Source organism: Gordonia sp. p3-SID1431 (assembly GCF_025143765.1).
Lineage (GTDB): Bacteria > Actinomycetota > Actinomycetes > Mycobacteriales > Mycobacteriaceae > Gordonia > Gordonia hongkongensis.
On record NZ_JAMBDT010000049.1, the window covers coordinates 1 to 21,956 of the forward strand.

The 21,956-nt window shown below is 69.0% G+C and carries 21 protein-coding genes; 6 read left to right on the plus strand and 15 right to left on the minus strand.

The features are described 5' to 3' along the window. Window positions 1-130: 130 nt before the first annotated feature. The 14 genes from M4D77_RS13710 to hrcA all read right to left on the minus strand — a co-directional run bounded on the left by M4D77_RS13710 (window position 131) and on the right by hrcA (window position 14,027). Window positions 131-541, minus strand: a complete 411-nt coding sequence (locus M4D77_RS13710) for a hypothetical protein (protein ID WP_226513639.1) — start codon at window positions 539-541, stop codon at window positions 131-133. After that, a complete protein-coding gene (locus M4D77_RS13715; RefSeq protein WP_137810278.1) occupies window positions 538-1,359 on the minus strand; it encodes an isoprenyl transferase in 822 nt (273 codons plus the stop codon). The genes M4D77_RS13710 and M4D77_RS13715 overlap by 4 nt, the downstream gene beginning before the upstream one ends. Continuing rightward, window positions 1,340-2,143: a DNA repair protein RecO gene (gene recO / locus M4D77_RS13720; protein WP_055475472.1), complete on the minus strand. Its 804-nt coding sequence runs from the start codon at window positions 2,141-2,143 to the stop codon at window positions 1,340-1,342. Before recO ends, M4D77_RS13715 begins: the two co-directional genes overlap by 20 nt. A gap of 54 nt (window positions 2,144-2,197) precedes the next feature. Further along, window positions 2,198-4,057: a pyruvate kinase gene (locus tag M4D77_RS13725; RefSeq protein WP_226513640.1), complete on the minus strand. Its 1,860-nt coding sequence runs from the start codon at window positions 4,055-4,057 to the stop codon at window positions 2,198-2,200. 55 nt (window positions 4,058-4,112) lie between these two features. Beyond that, window positions 4,113-5,525, minus strand: a complete 1,413-nt coding sequence (locus tag M4D77_RS13730) for a YhgE/Pip domain-containing protein (RefSeq protein ID WP_055475473.1) — start codon at window positions 5,523-5,525, stop codon at window positions 4,113-4,115. Window positions 5,526-5,581: 56 nt separating this feature from the next. Next, window positions 5,582-6,493 (minus strand): GTPase Era, encoded by a 912-nt coding sequence (gene era, locus M4D77_RS13735; RefSeq protein ID WP_165629857.1) that lies wholly within the window; start codon window positions 6,491-6,493, stop codon window positions 5,582-5,584. Beyond that, window positions 6,486-6,830 (minus strand): hypothetical protein, encoded by a 345-nt coding sequence (locus tag M4D77_RS13740; protein ID WP_078112894.1) that lies wholly within the window; start codon window positions 6,828-6,830, stop codon window positions 6,486-6,488. Before M4D77_RS13740 ends, era begins: the two co-directional genes overlap by 8 nt. Further along, entirely contained in the window at window positions 6,827-8,251 is a 1,425-nt protein-coding gene (locus M4D77_RS13745) for a hemolysin family protein (RefSeq protein WP_165629856.1), read from the minus strand. The genes M4D77_RS13740 and M4D77_RS13745 overlap by 4 nt, the downstream gene beginning before the upstream one ends. Further along, window positions 8,248-8,850 carry an rRNA maturation RNase YbeY gene (ybeY, locus tag M4D77_RS13750; protein ID WP_055475477.1) on the minus strand — a complete coding sequence of 201 codons (603 nt, stop codon included), beginning with the start codon at window positions 8,848-8,850 and terminating at the stop codon, window positions 8,248-8,250. The genes M4D77_RS13745 and ybeY overlap by 4 nt, the downstream gene beginning before the upstream one ends. Next, window positions 8,847-9,929: a PhoH family protein gene (locus tag M4D77_RS13755; RefSeq protein WP_055475523.1), complete on the minus strand. Its 1,083-nt coding sequence runs from the start codon at window positions 9,927-9,929 to the stop codon at window positions 8,847-8,849. Before M4D77_RS13755 ends, ybeY begins: the two co-directional genes overlap by 4 nt. 138 nt (window positions 9,930-10,067) lie before the next feature. After that, window positions 10,068-10,847 (minus strand): S9 family peptidase, encoded by a 780-nt coding sequence (locus tag M4D77_RS13760; protein ID WP_165629854.1) that lies wholly within the window; start codon window positions 10,845-10,847, stop codon window positions 10,068-10,070. Continuing rightward, window positions 10,844-11,593 (minus strand): 16S rRNA (uracil(1498)-N(3))-methyltransferase, encoded by a 750-nt coding sequence (locus M4D77_RS13765; protein WP_159371946.1) that lies wholly within the window; start codon window positions 11,591-11,593, stop codon window positions 10,844-10,846. The genes M4D77_RS13760 and M4D77_RS13765 overlap by 4 nt, the downstream gene beginning before the upstream one ends. A 63-nt stretch (window positions 11,594-11,656) precedes the next feature. Then, the gene (gene dnaJ, locus M4D77_RS13770; protein WP_165629853.1) at window positions 11,657-12,826 is read right to left on the minus strand and encodes a molecular chaperone DnaJ; all 1,170 of its coding nucleotides are present in this window, start codon (window positions 12,824-12,826) and stop codon (window positions 11,657-11,659) included. A gap of 166 nt (window positions 12,827-12,992) precedes the next feature. After that, entirely contained in the window at window positions 12,993-14,027 is a 1,035-nt protein-coding gene (hrcA, locus tag M4D77_RS13775) for a heat-inducible transcriptional repressor HrcA (RefSeq protein WP_055475525.1), read from the minus strand. A 162-nt stretch (window positions 14,028-14,189) separates the two neighbouring features. On the opposite strand from hrcA, the gene M4D77_RS13780 reads away from it, so the two are divergent. Beyond that, window positions 14,190-14,648 (plus strand): type II toxin-antitoxin system VapB family antitoxin, encoded by a 459-nt coding sequence (locus M4D77_RS13780; protein WP_058252083.1) that lies wholly within the window; start codon window positions 14,190-14,192, stop codon window positions 14,646-14,648. 19 nt (window positions 14,649-14,667) lie between these two features. On the opposite strand, the gene hemW is transcribed toward M4D77_RS13780, so the two are convergent. Continuing rightward, a complete protein-coding gene (hemW, locus tag M4D77_RS13785) occupies window positions 14,668-15,867 on the minus strand; it encodes a radical SAM family heme chaperone HemW (RefSeq protein ID WP_055475481.1) in 1,200 nt (399 codons plus the stop codon). Between the two features lie 368 nt (window positions 15,868-16,235). Between hemW and M4D77_RS13790 the strand changes: the two genes are divergently transcribed. The 5 genes from M4D77_RS13790 to M4D77_RS13810 are packed head-to-tail and all read left to right on the plus strand — an operon-like array spanning window position 16,236 to window position 21,775. After that, the gene (locus M4D77_RS13790; protein ID WP_226513641.1) at window positions 16,236-17,999 is read left to right on the plus strand and encodes a nitrite/sulfite reductase; all 1,764 of its coding nucleotides are present in this window, start codon (window positions 16,236-16,238) and stop codon (window positions 17,997-17,999) included. Then, window positions 17,996-18,775, plus strand: coding sequence for a phosphoadenylyl-sulfate reductase (locus tag M4D77_RS13795; RefSeq protein WP_137810283.1), 780 nt, complete (start codon window positions 17,996-17,998; stop codon window positions 18,773-18,775). Before M4D77_RS13790 ends, M4D77_RS13795 begins: the two co-directional genes overlap by 4 nt. Continuing rightward, on the plus strand, window positions 18,757-19,746 hold the full coding sequence (gene cysD / locus M4D77_RS13800; protein WP_176455919.1) for a sulfate adenylyltransferase subunit CysD: 990 nt from the start codon (window positions 18,757-18,759) through the stop codon (window positions 19,744-19,746). Before M4D77_RS13795 ends, cysD begins: the two co-directional genes overlap by 19 nt. Beyond that, window positions 19,746-21,041: a sulfate adenylyltransferase subunit 1 gene (locus M4D77_RS13805; protein ID WP_065631474.1), complete on the plus strand. Its 1,296-nt coding sequence runs from the start codon at window positions 19,746-19,748 to the stop codon at window positions 21,039-21,041. The genes cysD and M4D77_RS13805 overlap by 1 nt, the downstream gene beginning before the upstream one ends. Then, window positions 21,038-21,775 (plus strand): sirohydrochlorin chelatase, encoded by a 738-nt coding sequence (locus M4D77_RS13810; RefSeq protein ID WP_259936435.1) that lies wholly within the window; start codon window positions 21,038-21,040, stop codon window positions 21,773-21,775. Before M4D77_RS13805 ends, M4D77_RS13810 begins: the two co-directional genes overlap by 4 nt. The last annotated feature ends 181 nt before the right edge of the window (window positions 21,776-21,956 follow it).

A 21,956-nucleotide genomic window follows, 5' to 3' on the forward strand; every position in this document is an offset into this window, starting at 1 on the left:
ACGTTGCGGCCCTTCGTGGCTCGCTTCGCGCGCACCTCAGGGAGCATAGGTCGCGCTCAACGCCTCAGTGAGCATTGGTCGTGCTCAACGCTTCTCAGTCCTCAGGGAGCGGGATCCGACATCGCCAGACTCAAGCAGAAGCCGGGCCCACCAGCCGTTCGGCGGCGTCGACACCGGCGGCGAGGACGATGTGCAGAACCGTCAGCAGCGGCACGTCGTCGAGCTGGCTCGCGGGAAACGTGTAGTACTGCAACACATCCGTGGTGACCCCCACACGATCGGAGCGTCGGAGGCTGCCGAAGCTGAGCTGGGCGGCGCACGCCTCGACGTCGTCCCGGAGCGTCGGCGTGTTGGGCAGGTCCATCGCGACCATCTGCGTCAGGGCCAGCACGTCGAGCCCGTCGGCCAGCGTGAGCACGCGGATGGAGGCACGCGTCGGACCGACCTGCACGACGAGGGAGTCGGCGTCGGGTCGGTCGACGGGACCGAGTTCGGCGACGATCTGCGCGGTCCGGTCGAGGAGCGCGGCGGCGTCGGTCACGACGGCTTCACCCCGCCGAATCGCCGGTCGCGCGATGCGTATTCGAGGCAGGCCGCCCACAGGTCACGCCGGTCGAAGTCCGGGAAGAGCTTCTCCTGGTAGACCATCTCGGCGTACGCCGACTGCCACAGCAGGAAGTTCGAGATCCGCTGCTCCCCCGACGGACGCAGGAACAGGTCGACGTCGGGCATGTCCGGCTCGTCCAGGTACCGCGCGAAGGTCGACTCCGAGATGCGCTCCGGGTCGATCTCGCCGCGCGCCGCGCGTCGCGCGATCTCCCGTGCGGCGTCGGCGATCTCGGCACGACCGCCGTAGTTGACGCACATCGTGAGCGTCATGACGGTGTTGTCGCGGGTCATCTCCTCGGCGATCTCGAGTTCCCGGATCACGCTGCGCCACAACCGGGGTCGGCGTCCGGCCCAGCGCACCCGGACGCCCATCTCGTGCATCTCATCGCGTCGACGGCGGATGACGTCGCGGTTGAAGCCCATGAGGAACTTCACCTCGTCGGGGCTGCGCGACCAGTTCTCGGTGGAGAACGCGTAGGCGGAGAGCCAGCCGACCCCCAATTCGATACAGCCGCAGACGGTGTCCATCAACACGGCCTCGCCGCGCTTGTGCCCCTCGGTGCGCGGGAACCCGCGGTCGGTGGCCCAGCGCCCGTTCCCGTCCATCACCAGCGCCACGTGCTTGGGCACGAACTCCGCGGGGATCGCCGGGGGCCGGGCACCGCTCGGATGCGGATCGGGGGGACGGACATCCGTCCGGAGGCTCGCGGCCTTGCGTCCCTTCGCCGAACTACCCGGCCGCAACGCCATCGTCGACCCTCCTCACGCCCGTGTCCACACCCGTCTCCATCAGCCTATGAGGGGCGGTGCGTTCGATCAGCGGCAGGGTTCGGAGCTGGCGTTCCAGATGCCACTGCAGATGCGCGGCGGTGAGTCCGCTGGCCTGTCGACGCAGCGACGGCGTGGCGTCGACGACCTCATCCCACCGACCGCGGAACAGGGCCTCCATGAGGTCGAGCACGCCGGGCGAGGGGGTCGCCGATCCGGGTGGCCGGCACGGCAGACAGACGGCGCCGCCGGCGGCGACGTGGAAAGCGCGGTGGGGGCCGGGTGTCGCGCACCGCGCGCACTCCTCGAGCGCCGGCATCCAGCCCGCGCTGTACATCGCGCGCAGCAGGTAGGCGTCGAGGATCAGTTCTCGCGGCCGGCGGTCGTCGGCCAGCGCGGCCAACGCCCCGACCGTCAGCCGGTGCAGCTGACGGGTGGGCGCTCGTTCCTCACCCGCGAGCCGCTCCGCGGTCTCGAGGACCGCGCAGGCCGTGGTGTAGCGCCCGTAGTCGGCGACGATGGCGTCGGCGAAGGCGTGCAGGCTGTGGACCTGGGTGACCACGTCGAGGCTGCGGCCGGGGTACAGATGTACGTCGATGTGAGCGAAGGGTTCGAGCCGGGCGCCGAACTTGGACCGCGTCCGCCGCACGCCCTTGGCGACCGCGCGCACGAGACCGTGCTCGGCGGTGAGCAGCGTGATGATGCGGTCGGCTTCGCCCAGCTTGTGCTGGCGCAGCACGACGGCCTCATCCCGGTAGAACCTCACCGGGACATTCTCCCACCGGGTACCGACACGACGTGCCCCGACATGCCCGCCGGCCTACCCCGGATCGATGTCGAACGAGGTCAGCGGCCGCAGCAGCGAGCGCTTCTTCTCGACATGACCACCCATCCGGTCGAGGATCGACGTCAGCGCCTCGATGGCCTCGACGATATAAGGCCCCTTGTTCAGCATCACGCCCTCCGCGCGCCGGCTCATCGCGGCGTCGGTGACCTCGGCCCGGGACGGCACGCCCTTCTTGGCCAGTCCGTCGAGCACCTGTGTCGCCCAGATGACGGGGACATGCGCGGCCTCGCACAGCCAGAGGATCTCCTCCTGCACTTCGGCGAGCCGGCCGAACCCGACCTCGACGGCCAGGTCGCCGCGAGCGATCATGACCCCGACCGCGTCCCAGCGCATCGCCTCGAGCAGCATCTGCGGGAGCGACCCGAAGGCCGCCCTGGTCTCGATCTTCAGCACGATGCCCACATCGGACGCACCGCGACGGTTCAGTTCGTCGATGAGGTCGGCCACATCCTCCGGGGAACGGACGAACGAGCAGTTCACCATGTCGGCATGTACCGCGACGAACTCGAGGTCATCGCGGTCCGACGCGGTGAGCGCCGGGATGTGCAGCGTCGTGTCCGGAAGGTTGATGCCCTTCTCGGCGCGGAGTTTCGTCCCACCCGGCGCGGCACGCTCGACGTCGACCACGATCTCGTCGTCGAGCTTCTCCCGCACTCGCCCGGCGATCTTGCCGTCGTCGAACAACACCCGATGGCCCGCCTCGACGTCGTCGAAGGCGTCCCCGAGCTCGCATCCGATCCGATGCGGCCCGGTCCGGGTCGCCGGTGTCGGCGTGAGGTCGCGCTGCAACCGGATCTCGTCACCGGTGCGCACGAGCAGATGCTGACGCTTCTCGGGCAGATCGTCGACGACGATCGGAGCGGCGTCGGCAGAGCCCGACAACCCGATCGGCGTACCCGTCTCGTAGTAGACGGTGCGATCGCATTCGACGTCGATCCCCGCCTCGGACACCGCGACCACCTCGAGTCGCCGTCGGCGACCACGAGCGTCCCGTAGGCGCAACCGGTCTCCCTGCACGACGTCGGCGAGTGCGCGTACCGGGATGACCGCGTCGATGCCGTCGGGCAGGCGTGCGCCGGGATCGAACGGTGCGGCACTGAGCCGCACCCGCGACCGCCGTTCGACGGTGCCATCGTCGGCGCGGACCGGTTTGACCTTGATCACCTTCGGTCCCGATTCGAGCGGGCCGGTGCGCAACTTCGGACCGGCGAGATCCATCGCCACCCGCACCCGGCCGGGTAGAGCACGCACCGACTCGATCATCCGCGCCCACTCGGCCGGGCCGTCGTGTGCGCAGTTCACCCGCGCGACGTCCATTCCGGCGGCACCCATGGCGCGGACGAGGTCGGGGTCGTCGGCGGCCTGGGTCGGCATCGTGACCATCACACGGGTGGCCCGCTCGCCGTGCTCGTCACCGGGTCCGTCGACGATGGCGTCATCGCCGCCACCGGGATGCACGCGCCCGAGGAGCCGGTCGCGATTACGCGTCAGGGTCCGCACCCCGCCCGCGAGGTCACCCCAGATCGGATGCCGGGTGCGCCCCTCGACCAGGGCGTCCAGCGTCTCGATGACCGTCTCGATCCACGAATAGACGATCGACTCCATCCGGCCGAGACTCGACAGTCCGTGCGCGGACATCGACTCCTGCAGCGGACGCAGATCGCGGCGTCGCACCGCGACGTAGTGCACGAGGTTGCGGGCGCTGTCCCGGTGCTGGTCGGCGACCGCAGCGATGAGCGAGGCGGCCTGCTCCTCGGCGCGATCGAGGTCGTCCCGCAGTTCGTGCAGGGCCGAGGACAATTCGGGGATCGACATGACGACGGGTTTACCCATCCGGCCACCGTGTCAGACCCAGGTGAACGGTCGGGGCGAGGCGGCGCCGCCCGTGTCAGCCGGCGTTGACGATCTTGTCCAGCTTCGGCGACAGCGTCATCCCACCCGGGTATCGGTGCCAGCCCTTGCGGTCGTAGAACTTGGTGCCGAGCAGACCGAGGAGCACGCCGACGAGCAAGCCGATGAAGCACTGGATGATCGATCGGCCCAACCCCGCCGACAGGTCGGCGTCGAAGTACAGGACAGCACGCACGCCGAGGTAGATCACGTGCATCGGCTCGATCGCGGCGATCCACTCGAAGAGGCGCGGACTCGCCTCCAGCGGTAGCGTCCCGCCCGACGACGGCAGGCCGAACACCACGAAGAAGAGCAGATTGAACAGCAGACCGGGGTTGCCGAACACCGCCATCATCGCGCTCGCGCTCACGCCGACGGCGAAGATGCCGAGGACCGAGAGCATCCAGAGCACGAAGCCGTTCGGGATCGACGTCCCGACCATCGCGCCGACGGCGATGAACAGGGTCGAGAGCACCACTGCGACCAGGAACATGATCGTCCACTTCGCCGCGAGCGTCGCCCACCGGCTGATCGCGAGCCGCTCGCGCAGCTGATAGAACGGCCCGTACTCGATGGGGGTCTGGCCGAGCATGCCGTCGACCACGATGCTGACCATCATCGCCCCGGTGAAGCCGGCGAGGACGAGCAGCAGGGTCAGATAGAACGCTGACAATCCGTTGCCCGCACCCTCGGGAAGCGGGGTCGGCTCGGACACCTCGACGGCCACCGGGGTCGCGAGCGCGACCTGCGCCGCGCCGGTGAAGGTGATGTCGTTGCGCTCGAGCTGGGTACGGACCTGTTCGGTCAGCTGCGCGCCCACCTGCTCGTTGACCCGTTCACGGACCTGATCGGCGAGGGTGGTGGTGATCGACGACGCGAACGCCCCGGAGCCCCGGTTGATGAAGATGTCGATGGTCGGTTTCGCCGGTTCGGCGGTGAGGACCGTCGACCGGCCCAGTGCGACCGCCCGATTCGTGAAATTGGACCCGACGACGATGACGCCGTACACCTTGCCGCTGTTGAGTTCGGACAGCGCGGTCGAGCGGTCGGTGCGGGTCACGACGATCCCATTCTGCGCCGCCGAGGAGATGATGCCCTCGGCGACCTGGTCGCCGAAGTTCTGCGGCGTGGACTGTCCGTCTGCGTTCTGCACCTCACCACCCGCGTCCTCCTGCACCAGGGCGACGGGGAAGTCGTGAAGGTGACGCTGCGGGTCGACGACCGCCGCCATGTACAGCGCGGCCATCAGCGAGAACATCACCGCGACGAGAGCCAACGGTGCCAGCCAGAAACGCGGCGATCCGAGGACGCCGGCGATGGTGCGACCGGTCGGCTGGTCGGTGTCGGGCGCCTCATGCGCTCCGCGGCCGGAATCGTCCCCCGGCTGTTGTGGCGATTCGTGCGTTCCCATCGGCGTACCTCCCCGCAGGCTGCCCCTGCCGGCGCCGGGCCGTCAGGAACACGCTGCTAGAAACCCAATCGACGCAACTGCTTGGGGTCGCGTTGCCAGTCCTTGGCGACCTTCACGTGCAGATCCAGGTACACCTTGGTGCCCAGCAGCCGCTCGATCTGTGCGCGGGCAACTGTACCGACCTCCTTCAGACGCGCGCCCTTGCGGCCGATGATGATGCCCTTCTGGCTGTCGCGTTCGACGAACAGCACGGCGTGGACGTCGACCATCGGCGGTAGGTCGGGGTCGCGGTCCTCACGATCGATGACCTCTTCGATGACGACGGCCAGCGAGTGCGGCAGCTCGTCGTGCACCCCCTCGAGCGCGGCCTCGCGGATGAACTCCGCCATCAGCACCTGTTCGGGTTCGTCGGTGAGTTCGCCGTCCGGGTAGAACGCGGGGCCTTCCTCCATGAGGCTCACGAGCACGTCGGACAGCACGTCGAGCTGCTTGCCCGACTTCGCCGACACCGGAACCACTTCCGAGTCCGGCCCGAGTACCTCCGACAGCGCGAGCAGCTGTTTGGCCACCTGCTCCGGCCCGACCCGGTCGATCTTGGTGACCACCCCGACGATCGTCGTGCGCGGCGCCATCTCGCGGACCTGCGAGATGATCCACCGGTCACCCGGACCGATGGCCTCGTCGGCCGGTATGCAGACTCCGATCACGTCGACCTCGGAGTAGGTGTCGCGGACGAGGTCGTTCAGGCGCTGACCCAGCAGGGTGCGCGGTCGGTGCAGGCCCGGGGTGTCGACGAGGATCAGCTGGGCGTCGGGCCGGTTGACGATCCCGCGGATGGTGTGGCGGGTGGTCTGCGGACGATTCGAGGTGATCGCGATCTTCTCGCCGACCAGGGCGTTGGTGAGCGTGGATTTGCCGGTGTTGGGCCTGCCCACGAAACAGACGAAGCCCGAACGGAACTCAGGCATCCGCGCGCCCCAGCCGCTGCTGAGGACGACCCGCGGTGTCGGTGAGGACCGCATAGGCCTCCGGGCTCAGCTCGTGCAGGGTGTCCAGGCCCGGGTCGCCGGCGTCACCGTTGACGACGACCGCCGCCTCGAAGGAGCGGGCGCCGCTCGAGATCGCCGACGCCACCGCGACCTGGAGTCCGGTGAGGGTCAGCGAGCGGGTCCGCACGTCGGCCCCGGCGTAGGTGCGACCGTCGCCGTCCCGGACCGCCGCGCCCGAGGGCGACTCGGCGCGCGCCAGCGCACCTCGGGCGAGCACCACGAGCTTGCGATCCTCGTCGGAGAGGGTCTCGGTCACTGGTTCATCCTTGCTCTCGACTCGCCTGCGCGCTCCTGGCCGGCGGTGTCCGTGTCCTGGTCGTCGTGGGCGTTGCCCGTGGTGCGCTCGGCACGTCCCTGCGATCGACTCGACTGCCCGCCGTGCTCGTCGCGTCGGGAATCCTCGTCCACGTCGGGGACCCGGGTGACCAGCACCGTGATGATGCGTTGGCGCCCTTGGCGATTGGGCCCACCCTCGGCCACCAGCTGCAGCCCGTGCGACTCCACCCGGGCGCCGGGCAGTGGCACCCGCCCCAGTTCCAGACCGACGAGTCCGCCGACCGTCTCGACCTCTTCCTCGGCGATCTCGACGCCGAACAGCTCGCCGAGATCCTCCACCGGCAGTCGTGCCGACACCCGGTACGACCCGTCGCCCAGGTCTTCGACCGGTGCGAGCTCGTCGATGTCGTACTCGTCGGTGATCTCGCCGACGATCTCCTCCAGCACGTCCTCGATGGTCACCAGCCCGGCGATGCCGCCGTACTCGTCGACGAGCATCGCCATGTGGTTGCGCTCTCGCTGCATGTCGGCGAGGACCCGGTCCAGTGGCTTGGAGTCGGGGATGAACTCGGCCTCGCGCATCACGTCGACCACGCGGAGGGTCGTGGGATCGATCCGCTGGGCGACCGTGCGCGCCACCAGATCCTTGAGGTACACGATGCCCAGGACGTCGTCGGTGTTCTCCCCGATCACCGGGATCCGCGAATGTCCGGACCGCGTCGCGAGACTCGTGGCCTGCAGCGCGGTCTTGTCGGCCTCGATCCACACCATCTCCGGGCGCGGGACCATCACCTCGCGGGCACTGGTGTCGCCGAGGTCGAAGACCGACTGGATCATCCGGCGCTCGTCGGCCGCGACGACGCCCGAGGCCTCGGCGAGGTCGACGACCTCGCGCAACTCGACCTCGGTGGCGAACGGACCGTTGCGGAACCCGCGACCCGGGGTGAGGGCGTTGCCGATCAGGATCAACAGCCGGGTCAGCGGTTTGAGCAGCACGCCGAGCGCGAACAACAGGTACGACGACGACAGCGCGATCGTGTACGCGTGCTGCCGGCCGAGGGTGCGGGGGCCGACGCCGACGGCGACGTACGAGACGACCGTCATGGCGGCGATGGCCACCGCCAGTCCCCCGCCGACGCCGATCAGCTGCGTCGCGGCGACCGCGACGAGCGCGACCGCCGCGGCCTCGCACACGACTCGGAGCAGCACCACGAGGCCGACATAGGTCGCACGCGCCTCGAGGATGCCCGCCAGGCGGCGCGCACCGGCCCGCCCTTCCCGGACCATGTCGTCGACCCGGGCGTTCGACACCGTCGACACCGCGGTGTCGACGGCCGCGAAGACGCCGCCCACCACGATCAACACAACTGCCGCCACGATGAACCAGTAGTCGGAGGTCACCCTCGGTCCTCCTCGGACCGCGACTGCTCGGGCACCGACTGGGCACCGGGGGTCGGTGAATCTCCCTCGGCTCCGGTGAACCCGATGTTGGACAGCAGCCGGGAATCGCGGTCGGTCTGTCGTTGCTCCTGGGCGCGACGGTGACGGTCGGCGTAGAACGCGTCGAGGATGCGGTTCTGCAGTCCGAACATCTCGCGCTCCTCCTCCGGCTCGGCATGGTCGTAGCCGAGGAGGTGGAGCACTCCGTGGATGGTCAGCATGGCGAGCTCGTGCTCGAAGGACCGCTTGGCCTCGCGCGCCTGTTTCCGGGCGAAGTCCGGGCACAGCACGATGTCCCCGAGAATCGCCGGGCCCGGGTCGGTCGCATCCGGCCGGCCGCCGGGCACCAGTTCGTCCATCGGGAAACTCATGACATCGGTCGGGCCCGGCAGGTCCATCCACTGGACGTGCATGTCGGCCATGGTGTCCTCGTCGACACACAGCACCGACAGCAATGCGGCCGGGTTCACGTCCATCGCGGTGACCGCGAAACGCGCGGCGTCGATGATCAACTCGGCCGGGACCTCGACCCCGGATTCGTTGGCCAGTTCGATGCTCATGAGCGACGACCCTGCGCCGCCGCCCGGCGTGCGGCGCGATTGCCGCCGATGGCCGTGTTGGGCAGACCCCGCTGTGCCTCCTCGGCCCGCCCGTAGGCGTCGACGATGTCGGCGACCAGGCGGTGCCGGACCACGTCCTGGCTGGTGAGGCGGGCGAAGTGGATGTCGTCGATGCCCTCGAGGATCTCCGACGCGGCGAGGAGACCGCTGCGGGCGCCGCCGGGCAGGTCCACCTGGGTGACGTCACCGGTCACGACGACCTTGGAACCGAAACCGAGGCGCGTGAGGAACATCTTCATCTGCTCGCTCGTGGTGTTCTGCGCCTCGTCGAGGATGATGAACGCGTCGTTCAGGGTGCGGCCGCGCATATAGGCCAGCGGCGCGACCTCGATGACCCCGGCCGCCATCAGCTTCGGGATCGCGTCGGGGTCCATCATGTCGTGCAGCGCGTCGTACAGCGGGCGCAGGTACGGGTCGATCTTCTCGCTCAGCGTGCCCGGCAGGAAGCCGAGACGTTCGCCGGCCTCGACCGCCGGCCGCGTCAGGATGATGCGGTTGACCGACTTCGACTGCAGCGCCTGCACGGCCTTGGCCATCGCCAGATAGGTCTTGCCGGTGCCGGCCGGGCCCAGACCGAACACGATGGTGTGCTCGTCGATCGCGTCGACATAGTGCTTCTGGTTGAGTGTCTTGGGCCGAATCGTCTTGCCGCGGCGCGACAGGATGTCCAGTGACAGCACATCGGCGGGCGATTCCTCGGTGCCATCGGACAGCATCGAGACGCTGTGCCGGACGAGATCTGGTGTCAGCGGGGTTCCGCGCCCGACGAGGTCGACGAGTTCGGCGATGACGCGCTCGGACGCGGCTACCTCGGCGGGTTCACCGGTCAATGTCACCTGGTTGCCGCGGACGTGGATGTCGGCGGGCAGGAGCTGCTCGAGGGTACGCAGGTTGACGTCACTCGCGCCGAGCAGCCCGAACACGACTCCGGGAGAGACTTCGACAGTGGATGTGACCCCAGACCGGCGCGGCTGCGTACGGCTGGATTGCCCGCTCTGGTCGGGGTTGTCGTCACTCACGTATGAAATCACTCCTGGTGTTCTGGTCCGGATGGATGTTCGGTTCTGGATGCGGCGCCCCCGGCCGACGCGGTCGCGGCGGCAGGGGTGTGGTCAGTGTATCGCGGTGCAACAGCCGATCAGCAGGCAATATTTCCGTCAGATCCCGAGCACGCGGATCGTCTGTCGCGTGCCGACGCTGCGCGGATCGACGAAGGCCTCGTGCCCCTCACCGGGGACGACGATGAGTTCGGCGGACTGTCCGCGTGCGATCGCGGCGTCGACGTACCGGCGGCTGGACTCGACCGGGATCAGGTCATCGGCGTCGCCGTGGATCGCGACGACGTGGGCGTCGACCACCGGCGCCAGCAGTGGTGAGGCGTCGGAGTAGCGGCGCGGCGACTCGCTGAACGGCCGACCCATGAACGCCCGCACCGACTCCCGGTCCGCTGCGCCGACGGTGTCGAGCACGGCCGCCTGGGCGATCACGGTGGTGATGGTGGCCGTGGCGGTCCGGGCTCCGAGCTGACCGACGGCCCAGACCGCGAGCTGACCACCCGCGGAATGCCCGACGACCGCGGTCGAGGCGAAGTCGACAGCGCCGGGCGGGAGCAGGTCGCGGACGGGACCGTCCAGGGCACCGAGCGCGTCGAGGACATCCCGGCCGGTATTCGGCCACCCGCCGCCCTCTTCACCCACCCGGCGGTACTCGATGTTCCACACCGCCGCCCCGCGTTCGGCGAGCATCCGGGCGATCGCGGTCTGGGTCGTCGACCCGAACTCGACAGACCAGGACCCGCCGTGGACAAGCACCACGAGCCGCGTCGGCGTCGCGGCGTCGAGCCCCTCGGAAGGCACGTACAGGTGCCCGAATTGGGAAGGCGCAGAGCCGTATTCGATCTTGGTCCGACGCACCGAACGGCGTCCGACGACACTCATCGGGCCCACCGGCGGGTGAGCACCCCGATCGCGCCGAGGGCCACCGCGGCGGCCGTCGACGTACGCAACACCTCGGGGCCGAGCACGACCGAGTTCGCACCGAGCGCGGTCAGGTCGGCGACCTCGCCGGCGTCGAGTCCGCCCTCGGGCCCGACCACGAGCAGGATCTCGGTGGCGTCGGCGAGGGGTAGCCGGGCCAGGGGTTGCGCGGCTTCCTCGTGCAGGACGGCGACGACCCCTCCCCGCGCCACGGCGTCCGCGCAGCGGGCCCGGACGTCGATGGTGGTCGCGAGGTCGGTGATCTCCGGAATCCATGGTCGACGGCTCTGTTTGGCAGCTGCCGAGGCCGCGGCCCGCCATTTGGCCACGCCCTTGTCCGCCTTGCCCGTCCACCGCGACACGCACCGCAGCGCCTGCCACGGCACGATGACGTCGGCGCCGGCCTCGGTGGCGAGGTCGACCGCGAGCTCGGACCGCTCCGACTTCGGGAGCGCCTGCACCACGGTCACCTGCGGGGTCGGGCGAGCCTCGAACGCGAGGTCGTGGACGGTCGCCACCAGTGTGTCCTTGGCGGTGATCTCCCGGATCTCGCAACCGCCGACCGAGCCGGCGCCGTCGCCGACGAGGATCCGTTCGCCGACGCCCAGCCGGGCGACGGTGACCGCGTGACGACCCTCGGCGCCGCTCAGGATCAGGTCAGCGCCGGGCGCGGGCACGGAGTCCGCCCAGAACAGCGGTGGACTCACCGCGTACCCGCCGTCCCGAACGCGCACATCCACTCGGAGATCGCCGCCGCGGACACCAGGTGCCTATTTCCCGGCGAACGCGTTGCGCAGCCGCGAGAAGAGGCCGCCGGGCGCCGCGGCCGCCGAGGTGTTGACGACCTCGATCTCGTCGGCGGCGATCTTGCGGTACTTCTTCAGTGCTTCGGTCTGCGCCGCATCGAGTCTGGTCGGTACGACGACGTCGAGGTGGACGTGCATGGTGCCGCGCACACCGGAACTGACGTGCGGCATGCCCTGCCCGCGCAGCTTCACGATCTGGCCCGGCTGCGTGCCGGGCGCGACCGTCACGGTGACCGGATCGCCGAGAATCGTCTCCACCTCGAACTCGGCACCGAGCGCGGCGTCGGCCATCGGGACCTTGACGGTGCAGTGCAGGTCGTCCTTGTCGCGCAGGAACACCTCGTGCGGCCGTTCGGCGACCTCGACGTACAAATCGCCGGCCGGGCCGCCGCCGAGACCCACCTCACCCTGCCCGGTGAGGCGGACACGCATGCCGTTCTCGATCCCGGCGGGGATGCGCACGGTCATCGTGCGCCGCGAGCGGTAGCGTCCGTCGCCGCCGCACTTGTGGCAGGGGTCGGGGATGACCTCGCCGACGCCGTGGCAGGTCGGGCACTCGCGCACGGTCATGACCTGCCCGAGGAAGGAACGCTGCACCGACTGGATCTCCCCGGCGCCCTTGCAGATGTCGCAGGTGACCGGCTTGCTGTCGCCGTTGGTTCCCGAGCCGGTACACACGTCGCAGAGGATCGCGGTGTCGACGGTGATCTCTTTGGCGACACCCTTGGCGCACTCGGCGAGATCCAGGGTCACGTTCACCAGTGCCGGCTCACCCGGCTGGACACGGGACTTGGGTCCGCGGCCCGAGCCGAAGCCCCCGCCACCGCCGCCGAAGGCACCGCCGTTGCCGAAGAACGCCTCGAAGACGTCGCCGAATCCCCCGCCGCCGCCACCGAAACCGCCGAAGCCGCCCGCACCGGCGCCGGCCAGCGGATCACCGCCGGCGTCGACGATGCGACGCTTCTCCGGATCGGTCAGCACCTCGTAGGCGGTGCTGACCTCTTTGAACTCGTCTTCGTTGCCCGGGTTGACGTCGGGGTGCAGCTCCCGCGCCTTCTTGCGGTAGGCGCGCTTGAGCTCCTGATCACTGGCGCCCTTCGCCACTCCCAGGATTGCGTAGTAGTCACGTGCCACGGTTGTAGTGATCCTTCGGTCTCAGTTGGTGCCTGGCGGCGGGTGCTCTCACGATCGCGCGACGCGCGGGTGGACCGGCCGTCCCCGTCGTCGTCCCGGCTCGGTGTCGCGAGCGGCCGCCGTCGACGCTGCGGTATGCCCGACAGCGATCATGGAAAAACAGCGATCATCGTTCGGCGAGCACCTCGCCGATGTACTTGGCAACGGCCGCCACCGAGGCGATGGTTCCCGGATAGTCCATCCGTGTGGGGCCGAGCACACCGACGCCGCCGAACACGGTTCCCGAAGCACCGTACCCTGTCGACACGACCGAGGTGCCACGCAGGTTCTCGGTCCGGGTCTCCTCGCCGATCTGCACCGTGACCTGGCCCATGTCCTGGGTTGTCGCCAAGATCTTGAGCACCACCACCTGCTCCTCGAGCGCCTCGAGAACGGTGTCCATCCCGCCGACGACGGGGGTGAAGTCGGCCGCCGACCGCGCGAGGTTCGACGTGCCGCCGAGCACCAGCCGGTCGTCACCGCGTTCGACGAGGGTCTCCACCAGCACGGTGGCGATGTTGAGGACCGCTCCGCGCAGATCCTCAGGCGCGGAATTGGCGAGCTCGGCCACCGCGGCCGACGCGGCTTCGAGGCGTTTGCCGTGCAGTGCGGCCGAGAACAGATCGCGCAACCGGGCGATCTCGTCCTCATCGTGGTCTTCGCTCAGCGCCACCATGCGCTGTTCGACCCGGCCGTTGTCGACGATGACGACCAGCAGCAGGCGCGACGGAGACAGGGTGACGACCTCGAGGTGACGCACGGTCGCCGCCGACAAGACCGGGTACTGGATGACCGCGACCTGTCTCGTCAGCTGGGCAAGGAGCCGCACCGAGCGCCGGAGCACGTCGTCGAGGTCGACGCCGGAGTCGAGCACCGAGAGGATCGCCCGGCGCTCGGCGGCCGACAGCGGCTTGATCTCGCTGATCCGATCGACGAACATCCGGTAGCCCTTGTCGGTGGGCACCCGGCCGGAGCTGGTGTGCGGCTGGGTGATGTATCCCTCTGCCTCCAGGACCGCCATGTCGTTGCGGACGGTGGCACTCGACACCCCCAGCTGGTGTCGCTCCACGAGCGCCTTCGAACCGATCGGTTCCTGCGTGTCGACGTAGTCGGTCACGATCGCACGCAAGATCTCGAAGCGACGATCATCGGTGGTAGACACGCGGCACACCTCCTGACTCGGGTCCCTGCCATACAGTTGGGTGCGTTCCATAGTACGAAATGGGATCGCGATCACCGTGCCACGGCGTGGTGTCGCGCACTGACCGTCGACGCGTCGTCGCAGATCAGCAATCGTCGAGGCACGGGCGTCGGAGGAGTTCGCATGATCTTCAAGGGGGTGCGGGAGGGCAAGCCCTATCCCGACCACGGGCTGTCGACGCGTGGCTGGGCCAAGATCCCGCCGCGGCAACTCCGGCTCGACCAGCTGACGCCGATCACCAAGGTCCTCGCCTTGGACAAGCTCCTCAGCGAGGACTCCACCTTCTACGGCGACCTGTTCGCCCACGTCGTGCGGTGGGAGGGCGAGCTCTATCTGGAGGACGGCCTGCATCGCGCCGTCCGGTCGGCATTGCGCAACCGCCACATCATCCACGCCCGCACCCTCGACCTCGACGCCCTGGACCTGTCCGACGCGGCCAAACCCCTCGACGAGCAACTCGAAGACACCGCCGAGATCCCGGCGCGCCGGCCCCCGACCACGCCCGACGGCCCCGGTGCGCATCGGCGCGGTGCGCGATCGACGGGCTGGACGAGTCCGCCTCGCCCCGATCAGAGCTGGTAGGCCGACAACCGGCCCCGCGTCAGCCCCAGAGCACGCGGCGGATCACGCCGTCGGCCAGCAACCGACCCGCGTCGGTGAGCACGTAGGCGTCGTCGGCCGCGGTGAGCAGTCCGGCGGCCCGGAGCTGTTCGGCATGCGCGGTCTCGGCGTCGTCGAGGAGGTCGCGCGGCAGTCCGCTGCGGCACCGGGTGGTCAGCATGACGGCCTCGAGGTGCCGGTCCTCGGGGGTCAGCTGTTCTGCCGAAGCGATCGGCAAGACCCCGTCCGCCAGCGACTTCGCATAGCGCGCAGGATGTTTGGCGTTCAGCCAGCGCACGCCGGCGACGTGGGAATGCGCCCCCGGACCGATGCCCCACCAGTCGTTGCTGTGCCAGTAGGCGATGTTGTGACGACACACCGACTTCTCGCCGCGCGCCCAGTTCGACACCTCGTACCAGTCGAGTCCGTCCGCACGCAGACGACGGTCGAGGATCTGATAGCGGTCGGCGAGGACGTCGTCGTCGGGTGCTGGCATCTCCCCGCGCCGGATGCGGCGGGCGAGCGCGGTGCCGTCCTCGACGATCAGCGCGTAGGCCGACACATGGTCGACCCCGGCGTCGAGCACCGCATCAACGGTGGCGTGCAGGTCGGCGTCGGTCTCGCCGGGCGTGCCGTAGATCAGGTCGAGGTTGACGTGGTCGAACCCGGCCGCTCGTGCCTCCCTGGCGGCCGCAACCGCCCGACCCGGGGTGTGCGTGCGATCGAGCAGCCGGAGCACGTGTGCGGCGGCCGACTGCATGCCGAGCGAGATGCGGGTGAAACCGGCGGAGCGGAGGTCGTCGAAGAACTCCGGCGAGGTCGACTCCGGATTCGACTCGGTGGTGATCTCGACGTCGTCGGACAGGTCGAAGTGGACCCGGACGGCGTCGAGGAGTCGTGTGAGACCGTCGCCGCCGAGCAGCGACGGGGTGCCCCCGCCGACGAAGATCGTCGAGACCGGCCGGCCGGGGGCCAGCATCCGCGACGCCGCCTCGAGTTCGCGGGCGACCGCGTGCTGCCACGATTCCGGCGACGACGACGAACCGAGTTCGCCCGCCGTATAGGTGTTGAAGTCGCAGTACCCACACCGGGTCGCGCAGAACGGGACGTGCAGGTACAGCGCGAGTGGTACGTCCGTGTCGACCTCGCGGCACGCAGCGGCAACCAGGTCGGCTGCGATGGTGGTGGTGTCGACGTTCACCGTTCCATGATGCCGATCGCGGCGACGTGGAAGGAAATCGTCGCCCAGATCGGGAACAGCGCAGTACTCGACGGCGTTGTGCGGCGCAGGCAGGCGTCGAGGCCGGCCTGGTTTCCATCATCATGATGGAAAATAACCCCAAGTAGACGAGCCGATAGGGAGCGTGGCACTATGGACCGCGTGATTTTCCCCGGGGTGTGGCTCGCAGCTCGCCGCCACATTGATCTCAAGCGCGTCAACAGCGCTTTCTGTCGCATCTAGCGACGTCTCGGCCCCGATTTGTCCCCGATTCCCTGGGGATGCCGGCACGTTTCAGCCCGTAACTCGTGCAACGAACGCCGGCCCTGTGCGCCGGCACAGGAGAGTTCATGACGTCCACCACCGACGCCCCCGCCGCTTCCGGTCCGGGTGCACCGAACGACGCTGCCGCTGCAGAGCCGGCCGCCGCGAAGCCCGCGCGCCCGGCCCGCAAGGCCCGTCCGACCAAGCGCCGCGCCGAGGGTCAGTGGAAGCTCGGTTATCGCGAGCCGCTGAACCCGAACGAGCAGGTCAAGAAGGACGACAACCCGCTCAACGTGCGTGCGCGCATCGAGAACATCTATTCCAAGCAGGGTTTCGACTCGATCGACAGACAGGACCTGCGCGGCCGGATGCGCTGGTGGGGTCTCTACACCCAGCGCGCCGAGGGTTACGACGGCACCTGGACCGGCGACGAGAACATCGACATCCTCGAAGACAGCCACTTCATGATGCGGGTGCGCTGCGACGGCGGTGCGCTCAACGTCGCTCAGCTGCGCACCCTCGGTGAGATCTCCACCGAGTTCGCCCGCGACACCGCCGACCTCTCCGACCGGGAGAACGTCCAGTACCACTGGATCCGCATCGAAGACGTCCCGACCATCTGGGAGCGCCTCGAGGGCGTGGGGCTGCAGACCACCGAGGCCTGCGGCGACTGCCCCCGCGTCGTGCTGGGTTCGCCGCTCGCAGGCGAGTCCCTCGACGAGGTCCTCGACCCCACCCCGGCCATCGACGAGATCGTGCGCCGCTACATCGGCGACCCGAAGTACTCGAACCTGCCGCGCAAGTTCAAGACCGCGATCTCGGGCCAGCAGGACGTGGTCCACGAGATCAACGACGTCGCGTTCGTCGGCGTCGTGCATCCCGAGCACGGCCCCGGACTCGACCTCTGGGTCGGCGGCGGACTGTCCACCAACCCGATGCTCGCCCAGCGCGTCGGCGCCTGGGTGCCGCTCGACGAAGTGCCCGACGTCTGGGAGGCCGTGGTCTCGATCTTCCGCGACTACGGGTACCGGCGTCTGCGCGCCAAGGCGCGGCTGAAGTTCCTCGTCAAGGACTGGGGCATCGAGAAGTTCCGCCAGGTGCTCGAGGACGAGTACCTGGGTCGCAAGCTGATCGACGGCCCGGCGCCGGAGAAGCCCGAGCGCCCGATCGACCACATCGGTGTGCAGAAGCTGAGCAACGGGCTCAACGCGATCGGCTTCTCCCCCATCGCCGGTCGCGTCTCGGGCACGATCCTGACCAAGACCGCCGACGCGGTCGCCGAGGCCGGTTCCGACCGTGTGCGCTTCACCCCGTACCAGAAGCTGATCGTCCTCGACGTCCCCGACGACAAGGTCGAGTGGCTGATCGACGAGCTCAAGCCGCTCGGCCTGCACGGCCGGCCCACGCGGTGGCGCCGGAACCTGCTGGCGTGCAGCGGCATCGAATTCTGCAAGCTGTCGTTCACCGAGACCCGCAAGCGCTCGCAGGTCCTCGCCCCGGAACTGGACGAGCGGCTGGCCGACATCAACGCGCAGCTCGACGTGCCGATCACGGTGAACATCAACGGCTGCCCCAACTCGTGCGGACGGTCGCAGATCGCCGACATCGGCTTCAAGGGACAGCTCGTCGAGGACGCCGACGGCAACCAGACCGACGGCTTCCAGGTCCACCTCGGCGGCAGCCTGGGCCTGGACTCGGGTTTCGGTCGCAAGTTGCGCCAGCACAAGGTGCTGGGCACCGAACTGGGTGACTACATCGAGCGCGTGGTCCGCAACTTCGTCGACCAACGCGAAGAGGGTGAACGGTTCGCGCAGTGGGCCGTTCGTGCCGATGAGGAGGCGCTGCGATGACCATCGAGACCACCACCCGTACGGGCCGGCGCTTCAGCGAGGACCAGCTGCGGGACATCGCCGAGAAGGGTGCTGCAGACCTCGGTTCCGACGCCACCCCGGAGGAATTGATCCGCTGGACCGCGCAGACCTTCGGCACCAACTTCGTCGTCGCGTCGAACATGCAGGACGCGGCCCTGGTCGACCTCGCGGTGAAGAACATCGACCGTGAGCTCCTCGACGGCGACCCCGTCAAGGTGCTCTTCCTCGACACCGGGTACCACTTCGCCGAGACCATCGGCACCCGCGACGCCGTCGAGCAGGTCTATAACCATTCTGCCCCTCGCTTCGCTCGACCGGGCGTGGAGATGGTGAACCTGACCCCCGAGCAGAGCGTCGCCGAGCAGGACGAGCTGTTGGGGCGCAACCTCTTCGCGCGCGACCCGGGCGAATGCTGCCGCCTGCGCAAGGTCGTGCCGCTCAAGGCCGGACTCGCCGGGTACGACGCGTGGATCACGGGCATCCGTCGTGTGGAGGCACCGACTCGGGCCAACGCCCCGCTCATCTCCTTCGACGAGGGCTTCGGACTGGTCAAGATCAATCCGATCGCGGCCTGGTCCGACGAGACGATGCAGGACTACATCGACACCAACGGCGTGCTGGTGAATCCGCTCGTCGACGAGGGATACCCCTCCATCGGGTGCGCACCGTGCACCGCCAAACCCGAACCCGGATCCGATCCGCGCAGCGGCCGCTGGGCCGGTCGCGCCAAGACAGAATGTGGGCTGCACGCATGACCGTGACCGAAACACCGTCCGTTCCGGCGACGCCCGGCGTCGCCGCTGCCCAGACGAGCGGCGCCGCCGCGGAGGCCGACGAGTTCACCACACTCGACGCCCTGGAGTCCGAGGCGATCCACATCTTCCGCGAGGTCGCGGGCGAGTTCGAGCGGCCGGTGATCCTGTTCTCCGGCGGCAAGGACTCCACCGTGCTTTTGCACGTCGCGCTCAAGGCGTTCTGGCCTGCGCCACTGCCCTTCTCGCTGCTGCACGTCGACACCGGGCACAACCTGCCCGAGGTCCTCGAGTTCCGTGACCAGGTCGTGGAACGGCACAACCTGCGGCTGCATGTGGCCAAGGTGGAGGACTACCTCGCCGACGGTCGGCTCACCGAGCGCCCCGACGGAGTCCGCAACCCGCTGCAGACCATCCCCCTGCTCGACGCGATCACCGAGAACCGTTTCGACGCGGTGTTCGGCGGCGGTCGCCGCGACGAGGAGCGGTCGCGCGCCAAGGAGCGGATCTTCTCGCTGCGCAACGCCTTCGGCCAGTGGGACCCGAAGCGACAGCGCCCCGAGCTGTGGAACCTCTACAACGGCCGCCACGCCCCGGGCGAGCACGTGCGGGTGTTCCCGCTGTCGAACTGGACCGAGCTCGACATCTGGCGCTACATCGCTCGCGAGCAGGTGCTCCTCCCGTCGATCTACTACGCCCACGAGCGCGAGGTCTACCAGCGCGACGGCATGTGGATGACCTCGGGAGTCTGGGGCGGTCCCCGCGAAGGCGAAGAGGTGCAGCGCCTCTCGGTGCGCTACCGCACCGTCGGCGACGGCTCCTCGACCGGCGCGGTCCTCTCCGACGCCACGGACAACGAGGCCGTACTCGCCGAGGTCGCCGCGTCGCGGCTGACCGAGCGTGGCGCCACCCGTGGCGACGACCGGGTCTCCGAGGCCGCCATGGAAGACCGTAAGCGCGAAGGATATTTCTGATGAAGCACGCTCCTGATCTCCTCCGCATCGCGACCGCGGGCAGTGTCGACGACGGTAAGTCCACGCTCGTGGGCCGCCTGCTGTACGACACGAAATCCGTTCTGGCCGACCAGATCGACGCGGTCACGAAGGCGTCGGTGGACCGCGGTCTCGACACCCCGGACCTGTCGCTGCTCGTCGACGGGCTGCGGGCCGAGCGCGAACAGGGCATCACCATCGATGTCGCCTACCGCTACTTCGCCACTCCCGCGCGCTCGTTCGTGCTCGCCGACACCCCCGGGCACGTCCAGTACACCCGCAACACGGTGTCGGGTGCGTCGACCGCGCAGCTGGTGATCCTGCTCGTCGACGCCCGCACCGGCGTCGTCGCCCAGACCCGCCGCCATGCCGCGGTGATGGCCCTGCTCGGCGTGCCCCAGCTGGTGCTCGCGGTCAACAAGATCGACCTCGTCACCGATCAGGCGTCGGTGTTCGCCGAGATCTCCGCTGAATTCGCCGAACTCACCCGATCGCTGGGCTGGTCCGACGAGCAGGTCACCGCGATCCCGGTGTCGGCGCTGCACGGCGACAACGTGGCCCACCGCTCGGAGACGACCTCCTTCTACGACGGGCCCACACTCATCGAGCATCTCGAGACCGTGCCCAATCTGGTGGAGCGCAACGACGTCGGCCTGCGATTCCCGGTCCAGTACGTCATCCGTCCCCGCACGCCGGAACACCCCGACTACCGCGGTTACGCGGGTCAGATCGCCGCCGGCCGGGTCTCCGTCGGCGACGAGGTGGTCGTCCTGCCGTCGGGGCAGCGGACCACCGTCAGCCAGATCGACACCGCCGACGGCGAATTGCCCACCGCGCACACCGGACGCAGTGTCACGATCCTGCTGGCAGACGACGTCGACATCTCGCGCGGTGACCTCATCGCCGCCGCCGCTGACGCCCCGGAACCGTTGCAGCAGTTCAGCGCAACGGTCTGCTGGCTCGCCGAGAAGCCCCTGCGCCCGGGCGCTCGCCTGCTCCTCAAGCACGGCACCAAGACCACCCAGGCGATCGTCGGCGCCCTCGACGCGCTGTTCGACGAGCAGAACCTCGCCCTGATGGAGGCTCCGGAGTCGGTGGAGCTCAACCAGATCGTGCGGATCTCGGTGCAGACCGCCGAGCCGATCCCGGCCGACGACTACCAGGTCAACCGGGAGTCGGGCAGCTTCCTGCTCATCGACCCGCAGGGCGGGAACACGCTGGCCGCAGGCCTCGTGGGCGACGCCTTGGCGCCGCTCCATCTCAAAGAGTTGGTGTGACACCGACTCTCGTCCTCGCCGCACACGGCAGTCGCGATCCGCGCTTCGGCGCGACCGCGCGCCGTGTGCGGAACGCCGTCGCGTCGAGCCTGCCCGGTGTCGAGGTGGTGCTCTCCTATCTCGACCTCGACGAGCCACTCGTGGGCGACGTTCTCGGACAGCTGGGCGGGTCGGATTCGCCGCACCACGGTCCCGTCGTCGTACCGATGCTGCTGTCGGCGGGGTACCACCACAAGATCGACCTACCGTCGATCATCGCGTCGCGACGACCGACCGCCCGGCAGACCGACGTCATGGGGACCCGGTCGTTGGCCGGGGCACTGGCGGACCGTCTGATCGAGGCCGGCCTGGGCCCGCACGACGGTGTGATCCTGTCCGCGGTCGGGTCCTCCGACCCGGCCGCCGATCGTTCGGTGCGCCTACGGGCGATCGAACTCTCGACACGGCTCCACCGGCCGGTCGAGGTGGTCTTCGCGACCAAGCTGGGGCCGCACAATCGCGCCGTCGTCTCGGCCGTGCGCCGACTCCGCGCCGGCGGTGCCCGACGTATCGCGGTGAGTCCGTACTTCCTGTCGGCCGGACTGCTCACCGAGCGGGTCGAGTCGGTTCTCGACGCCCTGGTCGACGACACCCTCGTCGCCGGTCCCCTCGGCACCCATCCGGACGTCATCGAGGCGATCGGGTCGCTCTACCGCACGGCGGCGGATCAACGAGCTGTCCCCGCCGGACATTGAACCGTCAGTTCGCCGCGCTGTGGGTCCCTAGGGAAACCCACAACCCCTGCTCCCTAATGCGGAAAGAAGCGACCCCCATTGCTCCCTGAGGTGCGAGGAGCGATAGCGACGAAGCCACGAAGGGTCTGGGCGACCGGGGTTGCGAAGACCCTTCGTGACGCTCGCAAGCTCGCTCCTCAGG